General features: G+C 54.6%; 15 protein-coding genes. 6 read left to right on the top strand and 9 right to left on the bottom strand.

All coding sequences use genetic code 11. From position 1 onward, the window contains the following. The first annotated feature begins 19 nt into the window (after positions 1-19). Both ABLU88_RS06750 and tilS read left to right on the top strand, forming a co-directional pair. Positions 20-409, top strand: coding sequence for a VOC family protein (locus ABLU88_RS06750; RefSeq protein ID WP_348836242.1), 390 nt, complete (start codon positions 20-22; stop codon positions 407-409). Positions 410-478: 69 nt separating this feature from the next. After that, entirely contained in the window at positions 479-1,780 is a 1,302-nt protein-coding gene (tilS, locus tag ABLU88_RS06745; RefSeq protein WP_348836272.1) for a tRNA lysidine(34) synthetase TilS, read from the top strand. A gap of 15 nt (positions 1,781-1,795) precedes the next feature. On the opposite strand, the gene rof is transcribed toward tilS, so the two are convergent. Beyond that, a complete protein-coding gene (rof, locus tag ABLU88_RS06740) occupies positions 1,796-2,056 on the bottom strand; it encodes a Rho-binding antiterminator (protein ID WP_004098776.1) in 261 nt (86 codons plus the stop codon). After that, positions 2,043-2,243, bottom strand: a complete 201-nt coding sequence (locus ABLU88_RS06735) for a YaeP family protein (RefSeq protein ID WP_004098778.1) — start codon at positions 2,241-2,243, stop codon at positions 2,043-2,045. Before ABLU88_RS06735 ends, rof begins: the two co-directional genes overlap by 14 nt. A 196-nt stretch (positions 2,244-2,439) precedes the next feature. Here ABLU88_RS06735 and ABLU88_RS06730 point away from each other — a divergent pair, with 196 nt between their 5' ends. Genes ABLU88_RS06730 through nlpE form a run of 3 tightly spaced genes read left to right on the top strand, consistent with a single transcriptional unit; the run spans position 2,440 to position 4,138 of the window. Next, positions 2,440-2,985 (top strand): YaeQ family protein, encoded by a 546-nt coding sequence (locus ABLU88_RS06730; protein WP_004098780.1) that lies wholly within the window; start codon positions 2,440-2,442, stop codon positions 2,983-2,985. Continuing rightward, positions 2,982-3,395, top strand: a complete 414-nt coding sequence (gene arfB / locus ABLU88_RS06725) for an alternative ribosome rescue aminoacyl-tRNA hydrolase ArfB (protein WP_038424092.1) — start codon at positions 2,982-2,984, stop codon at positions 3,393-3,395. The genes ABLU88_RS06730 and arfB overlap by 4 nt, the downstream gene beginning before the upstream one ends. 41 nt (positions 3,396-3,436) lie before the next feature. After that, positions 3,437-4,138: an envelope stress response activation lipoprotein NlpE gene (gene nlpE / locus ABLU88_RS06720; protein WP_348836241.1), complete on the top strand. Its 702-nt coding sequence runs from the start codon at positions 3,437-3,439 to the stop codon at positions 4,136-4,138. On the opposite strand, the gene ABLU88_RS06715 is transcribed toward nlpE, so the two are convergent. The 7 genes from ABLU88_RS06715 to metN all read right to left on the bottom strand — a co-directional run bounded on the left by ABLU88_RS06715 (position 4,139) and on the right by metN (position 10,593). Continuing rightward, positions 4,139-4,960, bottom strand: coding sequence for a YaeF family permuted papain-like enzyme (locus ABLU88_RS06715; protein WP_163520736.1), 822 nt, complete (start codon positions 4,958-4,960; stop codon positions 4,139-4,141). A gap of 51 nt (positions 4,961-5,011) precedes the next feature. Then, a complete protein-coding gene (gene proS / locus ABLU88_RS06710; protein WP_348836240.1) occupies positions 5,012-6,730 on the bottom strand; it encodes a proline--tRNA ligase in 1,719 nt (572 codons plus the stop codon). Between the two features lie 110 nt (positions 6,731-6,840). Next, positions 6,841-7,548 (bottom strand): tRNA (N6-threonylcarbamoyladenosine(37)-N6)-methyltransferase TrmO, encoded by a 708-nt coding sequence (gene tsaA, locus ABLU88_RS06705; protein WP_032748069.1) that lies wholly within the window; start codon positions 7,546-7,548, stop codon positions 6,841-6,843. Then, positions 7,545-7,952: an Rcs stress response system protein RcsF gene (gene rcsF / locus ABLU88_RS06700; protein WP_004098790.1), complete on the bottom strand. Its 408-nt coding sequence runs from the start codon at positions 7,950-7,952 to the stop codon at positions 7,545-7,547. Before rcsF ends, tsaA begins: the two co-directional genes overlap by 4 nt. 108 nt (positions 7,953-8,060) lie before the next feature. After that, on the bottom strand, positions 8,061-8,876 hold the full coding sequence (gene metQ / locus ABLU88_RS06695) for a methionine ABC transporter substrate-binding lipoprotein MetQ (protein WP_004098791.1): 816 nt from the start codon (positions 8,874-8,876) through the stop codon (positions 8,061-8,063). Positions 8,877-8,915: 39 nt separating this feature from the next. Further along, complete coding sequence (locus tag ABLU88_RS06690) at positions 8,916-9,569, bottom strand: methionine ABC transporter permease MetI (protein WP_004098792.1); 654 nt, start codon at positions 9,567-9,569, stop codon at positions 8,916-8,918. Further along, the gene (gene metN / locus ABLU88_RS06685) at positions 9,562-10,593 is read right to left on the bottom strand and encodes a methionine ABC transporter ATP-binding protein MetN (protein ID WP_004098793.1); all 1,032 of its coding nucleotides are present in this window, start codon (positions 10,591-10,593) and stop codon (positions 9,562-9,564) included. The genes ABLU88_RS06690 and metN overlap by 8 nt, the downstream gene beginning before the upstream one ends. A gap of 188 nt (positions 10,594-10,781) precedes the next feature. Between metN and gmhB the strand changes: the two genes are divergently transcribed. Continuing rightward, on the top strand, positions 10,782-11,348 hold the full coding sequence (gene gmhB, locus ABLU88_RS06680; protein ID WP_014837457.1) for a D-glycero-beta-D-manno-heptose 1,7-bisphosphate 7-phosphatase: 567 nt from the start codon (positions 10,782-10,784) through the stop codon (positions 11,346-11,348). Positions 11,349-11,573 lie beyond the last annotated feature (225 nt).

Here is an 11,573-nt window from a genome sequence, read left to right as displayed (position 1 = left end):
CAACTGGAGGAGTTGTACCATGCTGGATTTAAAACGGGTTCACCATATCGCCATCATTGCGACGGATTATGCGAAGAGTAAAGCCTTCTACTGCGACATTCTGGGGTTCACCCTGCAGGGCGAGTTCTATCGCCAGGAGCGTGATTCATGGAAGGGCGATCTGGCGCTGAATGGCGAATATGTCATTGAACTCTTTTCATTCCCGTTTCCTCCTGCGCGTCCGAGCCGCCCCGAAGCCTGCGGGCTGCGCCATCTGGCGTTTAGCGTTGATGATGTCGATGCCGCCGTTGCGCATCTTGAGGCCCACGGCGTGGCCTGTGAAGGCGTTCGTATCGACCCCTTCACCGGTAAACGATTCACCTTTTTTAACGATCCGGACGGGCTACCGCTGGAGATTTATCAGCAGTAATTCTTGTCAGAGCGTGTTCTGCCGGGTAACGTGCCGGACACGCTTTCCTCAGTTAGTACTCTCATGATGATGATCCCAGACATGGCGCAAAGGCTACAGCCGCACCGCCATTTTTTAGTGGCCTTTAGCGGCGGGCTGGATTCGAGCGTGCTCCTGTATCGCCTGGTTTGCTGGCGCGAACAGGATCCTACCGTTCAGCTGCGGGCGATGCATATTCACCACGGCCTCAGCGCGAACGCCGACGATTGGGTGGCGCACTGCCGACAAATATGCCAGCAGTGGCAGGTACCGCTTTTGGTTGAACGGGTGGCGCTCGCCGATGAGGGGCTGGGGATTGAGGCCCACGCGCGTCAGGCGCGCTATCAGGCTTTCCGTTCGGCGCTATTACCCGGCGAAGCGCTGGTGACGGCACAGCATCTTGACGACCAGTGTGAAACCTTTCTGTTGGCGCTTAAGCGGGGGAGCGGCCCTACCGGGCTTTCGGCGATGGCCGGCGAGTCCGATTTTGCCGGGACGAAACTGCTGCGTCCGCTGCTTAACGAAAGCCGCGACTCCCTGCACCGGTGGGCGATAGCCCATCAGCTCAGCTGGATTGAAGACGAAAGTAACCAGGACGACGCCTACGATCGCAATTTTCTCCGCCTGCGAATTGTTCCGCTGCTTAACGCTCGCTGGCCGCACTTCGCCGAGGCCGTAGCGCGCAGCGCCAGCCTGTGCGGCGAGCAGGAACAGCTGCTGGATGAAATGCTCGCGGCGGAGTTGGCAACGCTGGTGGCGGAGGATGGCGCGTTGACTATCGAACCGTTGGCGGCCATGAGCGCCCCGCGTCGGGCCGCGCTGCTGCGCCGCTGGCTGGCTGGGCTCAATGCGCCGATGCCTTCGCGCGAGATGCCGGAGCGTATCTGGCGTGAAGTGGCGATGGCGCGCGAGGATGCGTATCCCTGCCTGCGCCTTGGCCAATTCGCCGTTCGTCGTTATCAGCAACGGCTGCACTGGGTGAAATATCTCCCCGGACAGAGCGAGACGGTGCTGGCGTGGCGCGATATTGCCAGACCGCTGCCGTTACCCGACGGCCTTGGCGAACTGAAGCTCCTGTCCGGCGGCCCGTTACGCGGCCCGCGCCAGGATGAAGCGGTCACTATTCGTTTTCGCGCCAGCGGTAATCTGCATATCGTCGGTCGCCAGGGCGGCCGCAAGCTGAAGAAAATCTGGCAGGAGCTCAACGTTGCGCCCTGGCGGCGCGATACCACGCCGCTGCTGTTTTACGGCGAAACGCTTATCGCCGCAGCCGATGGTCTGTTTATTACCGTCGATGGGAAAGTTCAGGAAGGTGAAGGCGTGCAGATGATGTGGATGAAAACGGGCGGCTGAGCCACCCGTTTTGCTTCAGGACTCGCTGACCACTACCGTACCGATTTCCGGATGGCTGAAGCTGGCGATTTTATCCAGGCGCAGTTCGCGGACGTCACCGGCGAGCTCTACGACGAGATACTCGATATTTTTGCGCGAGATAAGATCGTTGGCCTTCGCTTGCAGCTGTTCGCCATCTTTGAGCTCCAGCGCCAGGACCAGATGGTGCTGACAGGCAAGTTCGAGGTTGTCATAATCATCGCAATTGATGGGTTGATAAGTATCATTCATTGACATAATCGCTCACCAGTAAGTTTGCCGCCGCATATGCGGCCTTTTCCCTGACTGACTCAGCAAGGGCCTGATCCGCCGCAACCTCATTCAATACTTTCAACACGCAACCTAGCGCATCCGGGATATACCCAAGGTCCCCGCTGGCTATTTCCGCATACCGCTTGCGTATTAACTCACAATATTTGTCCACATGCCCTCCTGTCAGCGTTCTGACTTAACCGTGGGATGTAAGTTTAAGCCTACGAAGATAAACTCTGTTTAGCAAGGTGACTATACCATAGTCATTTAAGCAATATCAGCAGGATGAAAGGGGATCCTGCGATTGCTGACAGCCTTTTGCCGCCAGTTTCGCTACAATGAACGCCATTTTTATCAGGAGTTTCCTCATGGCGCTGAAAGCGACGATTTATAAAGCGACGGTGAACGTGGCCGACCTGGACCGCAACCAGTTTCTGGATGCCAGTTTGACGCTTGCCCAGCATCCGTCAGAAACCCAGGAGCGCATGATGCTGCGCCTGCTGGCGTGGATGAAATACGCCGACGAGCGTCTGCAGTTTACCCGCGGTTTGTCTTCCGATGATGAAGCTGAACTCTGGCTGCTAAACGATCATCTGGGCGTTGATCTGTGGATCGAACTGGGGCTGCCGGACGAACGGCGGATTAAAAAAGCCTGTTCGCGGGCGCAAGAGGTGGCGCTGTTTGCCTATAATAGCCGGGCGGCAGAAATCTGGTGGCAGCAAAATAAAAGCAAAATGGCACAGTTTTCAAAGCTAACCGTATGGTATTTAGATGATACTCAGCTGGCGCAGCTCAGTGCTTTTGCCGATCGGACAATGTCGCTACAGGCGACTATCCAGGATGGCGCTATCTGGTTATCTGACGCTAAGAATAATCTGGAAATTCATTTAACGGCCTGGCAAACATCCGCATGATTACGATTAGCCGCAGCGTGGCGATTGCGGATGACGAGGTCTCACTTTCCGGGATACGCGCCCAAGGGGCGGGCGGTCAGCATGTCAATAAAGCATCGACGGCTATCCATTTGCGCTTTGATATTAAGGCATCGAGCCTGCCCGAGTATTATAAGGAACGTCTGCTTACCTCCAGCCATCACTTAATTTCTGCCGAGGGTGTGGTTATCATTAAGGCTCAGGAATATCGCAGCCAGGAGATGAATCGCGAAGCGGCGATTGCGCGTCTGGTTGCCTTAATACAAGAATTAACCGCAGTGCAGAAGCACCGCCGGGAGACGCGACCGACCAGAGCGTCAAAAGAGCGCCGGCTTGCCTCAAAGGCGCAAAAATCCTCAGTTAAGGCGCTGCGTGGGAAAGTTCGTCATTAAAGGCATGGCGAACCGGTGGAATGGATAATAAGGAATTTACAGTGAAGAAAATCGTATTTTCAGTCGTGGCGGCGTGCTCGCTTTTTGCCCTATTCGGCTGTAACCATCGCGCGGAGATGGACACGCTACAACCGGCGCCGATGGAAGAACTAAAGCCGATGCAGCAGAGCTGGCGCGGCGTGCTGCCGTGCGCCGACTGCGAAGGTATCGAAACTTCGCTCTTTCTTGAGAAAGACGGCACCTGGGTGATGAACGAGCGGTATCAGGGCGTCAGTCGCGAGCCTTCCTCCTTTGCTTCCTATGGCACCTGGGCGCGCACGGCCGATAAGCTGGTGCTGACCGACAGCAAAGGCGAGAAGTCTTACTATCGGGCGAAGGGCGACAAGCTGGAAATGCTCGATCGCGACGGTAATCCCCTCGAGTCTACGCTGAACTATACGCTTGAGTCAGTCAAAGCCAGCCTGCCTATCACGCCAATGGCGATGCACGGAATGTACTTCTATATGGCGGATGCCGCGACCTTTACCGATTGCGCAACCGGCAAGCGAGTGGCAGTCGCGAATAACGCGCAGCTCGAGCGTGATTATGCCGCGGCGCGCGGAACGGATACTCGCCCGGTGCTGCTGGTGGTCGAGGGGCACTTTACGCTGGAAGCGAACCCGGATTCGGGAGCGCCGGTTAAAGTTCTGGCGGTGGATTCACCAGGCAAGTTTTATCAAAAAGAAGACTGCAATTCTCGTTAGTTAATTGAGTCCTACGAGACGGCTTGTCTTGATATAAATTCCCAATTTAAGATGCCCGATATACTGCAATTGTGTTTCGGGCTTAAAGTTTGCCACGTCCCCCTCACGCATATGAAGCAGGTCTGATGGGCTAATCCAGCCCGGTTGAGCCAGGGTCAGCGGGTGTCCGGCCTTCGCGAAGGCATCGCTGACAAACTCAGAACAAAACCACATTTTTTTGTCTCCGGAAACGGCATCGCTAAGCTGCGCTTTGGCCAGGCCATTCACGCACTGCTGGCGGAAATCTTTCGAAAAGGGATTCAGGGAGCAGAGCCGTTTGGTTACCATAAAGGGCACAAATTCAATGATGCCGCGATAGTTATAGCCGCTGTTTCTGTTTTTATAGGCGAAATTTTTAATGCCGGCGGCCTGTTGCGGCGTGAGGTCAGGCGCTCTTAGGGCAAACAGCTTATCGCTGTGCTGCATCGCTTGCTGGAGCGGAATAATTTGCACCCCAGCGCCGGTTGCCTCTGCAACCTGGTTATCACCGATATAGATAGCGACATGGCTAACGGAGGATGCGCTAAAAGCACGAATCCCCAGGGACGTCACGCCAATGCTGGAAGAGAAAAGGAGATCGCCGGGGAGCAGGTCTTGTGCGTTAATTTCAGTCAGCGTGTTATTAGCCACTGAGCTCTGGCGCTGAAGTTTAACTGCCCATTGCTGAGATGGTGGCTTAATAGCGGAAGCGGAAGGCGCGGACCGGCTGACGTCTACCGTGCAGGCCGAAAGTAAAAATAATGCGGGAAAAAGCAGGACATAATTTGCCCGTTGTTTAGCCATGATTACAATCCTTGTAAAAAAGAGGCTCTGAAACCAGAGCCTCTTTTGGCGTTAACCTTTAATTTGTTGTACCAGGTAATTCACGATATCGCCGGTTTTAATCAGCTGCTTCTCGCCGCTGCGACGATATTTATATTCGATATCGTCGTTGTCGAGGTTACGGTCGCCCAGCACGATGGTGTGCGGAATACCGATAAGCTCCATATCGGCGAACATCACGCCCGGACGCTCTTTACGGTCGTCCATCAGCACGTCGATACCCAGCGCGCTCAGCTCTGCGTACAGCTTCTCGGCCAGCTCCTGCACGCGGTAGGATTTATGCATGTTCATCGGCAGAATCGCAACCTGGAACGGGGCGATAGCTTCCGGCCACAGAATCCCGCGATCGTCAAAATTCTGCTCAATGGCGGCCGCCACCACGCGCGTCACACCGATACCGTAGCAGCCCATCGTCAGGATCTGGTTACGGCCATCTTCGCCCTGTACGGAGGCTTTCATCGCTTCAGAGTATTTGGTACCCAGCTGGAAGATGTGGCCCACTTCGATACCGCGTTTAATCAGCAGCGTACCTTTACCGTCCGGGCTCGGGTCACCCGCCACGACGTTACGGATATCAGCCACTTCAGGGGTGGCGACGTCGCGATCCCAGTTGATGCCGAAGTAGTGTTTCCCGTCGATGTTAGCGCCCGCGGCGAAATCGCTCATTGCGGCAACGGTACGGTCGATAATCACCGGAATGGGCATATTAACCGGGCCCAGAGAACCGGGACCTGCCTGCACCAGCGCGCGGATCTCTTCTTCGGAAGCGAAGGTCAGCGGGCTGGCGACCTGCGGCAGTTTTTCCGCTTTAACTTCGTTCAGCTCATGATCGCCGCGAACCAGCAGGGCAATCAGCGGAGACTTGCTGTCTTCTACCGCTTTGACCAGCAGGGTTTTCACCGTTTTCTCAATCGGCAGATTGAACTGCTCAACCAGCTCGGCGATGGTTTTGGCGTTCGGCGTATCGACCAACGTCATTTCCTGAGTGGCGGCAGCGCGCGGCTCTTTCGGCGCAACGGCTTCGGCGAACTCAATATTGGCCGCGTAGTCGGAAGAGTCAGAGAAGATCACGTCATCTTCGCCGCTCTGCGCCAGCACCTGGAATTCGTGAGAGGCGCTACCGCCGATAGAACCGGTGTCAGCCTGTACCGCACGGAAATCCAGGCCCATACGGCTGAAGATTTTGCTGTACGCGGCGTACATCGCGTCGTAGGTTTCCTGCAGAGATTCCTGAGAGGTATGGAAAGAGTAAGCATCTTTCATCAGGAATTCACGGGAACGCATCACGCCGAAACGCGGGCGCACTTCGTCACGGAATTTGGTCTGAATCTGATAGAAGTTCAGCGGCAGCTGTTTGTAGGAGCTCAGCTCGTTACGAATCAGGTCGGTGATCACTTCTTCATGAGTCGGGCCGAGTACGAACGGACGTTCGCCACGGTCAGCAATACGCAGCAGTTCCGGGCCGTACTGTTCCCAACGACCACTCTCTTGCCACAGCTCAGAGGGCTGAACTACCGGCATTAACACCTCGATTGCACCGGCGTTGTTCATCTCTTCACGCACGATGTTTTCGACTTTTTTCAGGACGCGCACGCCGGTCGGCAGCCAGGTATATAACCCGGAGGCCAGCTTGCGGATCATCCCGGCGCGCAGCATCAGCTGATGGCTGATAACCTCGGCGTCGGCAGGTGTCTCCTTCAGAGTGGAGAGCAGGTATTGGCTAGTACGCATGTTGTTACGGTTCCATTTGGACGATCGATACAGGCTGGGAGCCAGCCTGACACAAAAAAGTGGTTTAGTTTACCAGTGTGGCAAAGATGCCAAAAGAGAGGAAAATAAAATTAGCGTGGTTCGAGAGAAAAGACTTCAAAACCGGACGAAATCACCCGCCAGCGCACGTTAAAATCCAGCAGCCAGACGGCGTAGGTCTTTCCCGGGTCTTCTTCTTTACGATATGCCGGGCGCGGATCTTGTGCCAGAACTTCGCTAATAAACACCTTAAGTCGGGGATAGCGCTTTTCCAGTTCTAAAAGCCGGGCTTCGGTTTCTGGCGTGAAGCTCACCGCCACTTCCGCCTGCGGTGCCTGCTGCGCGTAGCTCGCGCTGGCTTCCGGCAGCGCTTCGGCAAAGGGCAGGTAAGGTTTGATATCCACGACCGGCGTACCATCCACCAGGTCCAGACTACCGAGTTCCAGAACGACGTGTTCTTTCTGGCAGCGAATACCTTTCAGCTCGACCAGCGACATACCGATTGGATTAGGACGAAAGGTGGAACGGGTGGCGAAAACGCCCATCCGCGCATTACCGCCGAGGCGGGGAGGGCGCACGGTCGGGCGCCAGCCGCCTTCCATGGTCTGATGAAACACAAACAGGATCCACAGATGGCTGAAGTTTTCCAGGCCACGTACGGCATCGGCCTGGTTATAGGGGGGCAGAAGATGTAATTCGCCGCCGCCGTTTTTAACCAGCCCTGGCTGGCGGGGGACGGCAAATTTTTCTTTATAGGGCGAGCGAATAACGCCTATCTGCGCAAACTGAAAATCACTCATTGCGCCGTAACGTTAAGCGCTGAACCAAGGCAGACGGCCTGGCGGTAGCAGCCCGGAGTTCCGCTGGTCACTTCGCAGCGGTGCAGCAGCACGGCATTGGCTTTCATTTTTGCAGCGTTAATCTGCATGCGCTTGCGCGCCGTCGGGATATTGGGCGGAGAGTCTTGATTCGAGGCCTGGCATGATTCACCGGTGACTTCGCCGAGTTCGCGGAAAGGTTTACCCACCAATTCTGTTGCATCGGTATAGATTCTTACCGGGGCCGGACGCGTCGCTTTCGGTTTTGCCGGTTCCGATTTGGCAGGCGGGGTTACGGTGCTTTGTACAGGCTCGACGGGAGATCTGCTTAGCATAGAACAACCGCTTAACATGAGTGCTAACAAACAGACCGGTAAAGCACGCATAGTATTTCCTCAATAAATAATAAAACAGGGCGCTATTGAATCAGGTGCTTGCATAAATGACAAGACGGGCATAAAGCCCGTCCTGAATGATATTACGCTGAGAAAAGATTACCAGCCTTTCACCGCACCGCCGTTAAAGATTTTGTTAGCCGCTTCGTAAACTTCGTCACTCTGATAGGCCTGAACAAATTTCTTAACATTTTCCGCATCTTTGTTGTCTTCGCGAGCGACAATCAGGTTCACGTACGGAGACTCTTTACCTTCCACGAAAATACCGTCTTTTGCCGGCGTTAAGCCAATCTGGCTGGCATAGGTGGTATTGATAACCGCCAGAGCGATTTGCGCATCATCCAGAGAGCGCGGCAGCTGCGGGGCTTCCAGCTCAACAATTTTCAGGTTTTTCGGGTTTTCAATAATGTCCAGAGAGGTTGGCAGCAGACCAACGCCTTCTTTCAGTTTGATCAGACCAACCTGTTGCAGCAGCAGCAGAGAGCGGCCAAGGTTGGTGGGATCGTTAGGAATCGCAACCTGAGAGCCCGGCTGCAGTTCGTCCAGCGATTTGATTTTTTTCGAATAACCCGCAATCGGGTAAACAAAAGAGTTACCTACGGAAACCAGCTTGTAGCCGCGGTCTTTGATTTGCTGGTCAAGATACGGTTTATGCTGGAAGGCGTTAACGTCGATATCACCTTTGCTCAGCGCTTCGTTCGGCAGAACGTAGTCGTTGAAGGTCACCAGTTCGACATCAAGGCCGTATTTTTCTTTTGCTACTTTCTGCGCGACTTCCGCAACCTGCTGCTCCGCACCGACGATAACGCCGACTTTAATATGGTTAGGATCTTTTTCGTCCTGACCGCAACCCACCAGAGCCAGAGAACCGATTAACGCGCCGACTGCCGCAAAGGTTTTGAAATTAAAGGCCATGTTATTTCCTTCCTGTAAGATTCTGTATTGTGTGTAATGTTATTTGTGAGTCACAGCCCGGACGATACGATCGCCAGAGAATTGGATTAAGTACACCAGAATAACCAGCAGCACCAGTACGGTATTCATTACCGTTGCATTGTAGCCGATATAACCGTACTGATACCCAATCTGCCCGAGACCACCGGCACCCACGGCGCCGCCCATCGCGGAATAGCCGACCAGCGTAATGAGCGTGATGGTTGCCGCATTCACCAGACCCGGCAGCGCTTCCGGCAGCAGAACCTTACGCACGATCTGCATCGGCGTTGCGCCCATGGCGCGGGATGCTTCGATAAGGCCGGTGGGGATCTCCAGCAGGGCGTTTTCCACCATACGGGCGATAAACGGCGCGGCGCCGACCGTCAGCGGAACGATAGCCGCCTGCAGGCCAATCGACGTGCCAACAATCACGCGAGTGAATGGGATCATCCACACCAGCAGGATAATAAAAGGAATCGAGCGGAAAATATTCACCACCGCCGAAAGCGTGCGGTAGAGCTTCGCATTAGCGACAATTTGCCCCGGACGGGTGACGTACAGCAGCACGCCGACCGGCAGGCCGAGAACAAAACCGAAGAAGCCGGAGACAAACGTCATGGCCAGCGTTTCCCATACGCCGCGAACCAGCAGCCAAATCATTGGTTCAGACATATCCCAGTACCTCTACTTTTACATGGTGTTCCTGTAGCCAGGCGATTGCGGCCTGGGTATCTTCCTGCGTGCCGTGCATCTCAGTGAGCATAATGCCGAACTTCACGCCGCCCGCGTAATCCATCTGCGCGCTAATAATGTTGTTATTCACATTAAAACGACGGGCAGTCTCAGAAAGAAGCGGGGCATCAACGGAGTGACCCGTGAACTCCATGCGCAGCATGGGCACGCTATCGGGAAGCGCTTCAGGTTTAAGGCGGGCCTGATAATCATCCGGGATATCAAGGTGCAGCGTTGACTGGATAAACTGTTGCGCCAGCGGGGTTTTGGGATGAGAGAAGACCTCACTCACCGTATCCTGTTCAATCAGCTGGCCGTTGCTGATAACGGCAACGCAATCGCAGATGCGTTTGACGACATCCATTTCATGGGTAATCAGCAAAATCGTCAGGCCCAGGCGACGGTTGATATCTTTCAGCAGTTCCAGAATCGAACGCGTAGTGGCCGGGTCCAGAGCGCTGGTGGCTTCGTCGCAGAGCAGGACTTTTGGATTGCTCGCCAGCGCACGGGCGATGGCCACGCGCTGTTTTTGACCGCCGGAGAGATTTGCCGGATAGCTATCGTGTTTGTCCCCCAGACCGACGAGATCGAGCAGCTCGGTCACCCGGCGCTTGATTTCATCTTTCGGCGTATTATCCAGCTCCAGAGGCAACGCCACGTTGCCGAATACCGTGCGTGAGGCAAGCAGGTTAAAGTGCTGGAAGATCATGCCAATCTGGCGACGAGCGCGAGTGAGCTCTTTTTCTGACAGCGCCGTTAGTTCCTGGCCACCCACCTGTACGCTGCCCTGCGTTGGACGTTCGAGCAGGTTAACGCAGCGGATTAACGTACTTTTACCCGCGCCGGAAGCGCCGATGACGCCATAAATTTGCCCGGCGGGGACATGCAGGCTGACATCGTTCAGCGCCTGTATGCTGCGATTTCCCTGCTGGAACACTTTGGTAATATTCGAAAGTTTAATCATCAGTTATTTATTATCGTTTAGCCGTTTGCCGTGGCATTTTCTTCTGCCGTGTCCAGGCGATGCCTGTCAATGAAATGGATGTTAAGGCATCCAGACGTCTAAATCAATCTGACTCTGTATAATGAGCACTTTCTTGCGTCCGGAAACATGCGATACTACGCGCATTAGCCTTTATCAGGAGCAAACCGGTGGCAATGTCAGTACCCGCAATTTTTCTTGACCGTGATGGCACGATTAATGTCGATCACGGCTATGTCCATGAAATCGACAACTTTGAATTTATCGATGGCGTCATTGACGCAATGCGTCAATTAAAGGAGATGGGCTACGCGCTGGTGCTGGTGACCAACCAGTCCGGTATCGCCCGCGGTAAGTTTACTGAAGAGCAGTTTGAAACGCTGACGGAGTGGATGGACTGGTCGCTGGCCGATCGCGGCGTTGATCTGGATGGTATCTATTATTGTCCGCACCACCCGCAGGGAACCGTTGAAGAGTTTCGCCAGACCTGCGACTGCCGCAAGCCGCATCCGGGTATGCTGATTTCGGCGCGCGACTATCTGCATATTGATATGGCGGCTTCCTTTATGGTTGGCGATAAAGTCGAAGATATGCAGGCAGCTCTGGCGGCCAATGTCGGCACGAAAGTATTAGTGCGCACCGGCAAGCCGGTGACCCCAGAAGCCGAAAGTGCCGCTGATTGGGTACTTAATAGCCTGGCAGACCTGCCGGATGCTATCAAAAAGCAGCAAAAATAAGCGTTATGTATAAAAGGTGAGCGGTTGAAATAAAATTGCATTTTACCGCTTGTCACCGCCGAATAACTCCCTATAATGCGCTCCCACTGACACGGCAGATGTGAATCACTTCACAAACAACCCGGTCGGTTGAAGAGAAAAAATTCTGAAATAACGGGTTGACTCTGAAAGAGGAAAGCGTAATATACGCCACCTCGCAACGGTGAGCGAAAGCCGCGTTGCACT

The sequence above is a fragment of the Klebsiella sp. GW_Kp182 genome, from assembly GCF_040062275.1.
Lineage (GTDB): Bacteria > Pseudomonadota > Gammaproteobacteria > Enterobacterales > Enterobacteriaceae > Klebsiella > Klebsiella michiganensis.
Note: the sequence above shows the minus strand (reverse complement) of the source record. Positions and strands in the feature narration are given on the sequence as shown.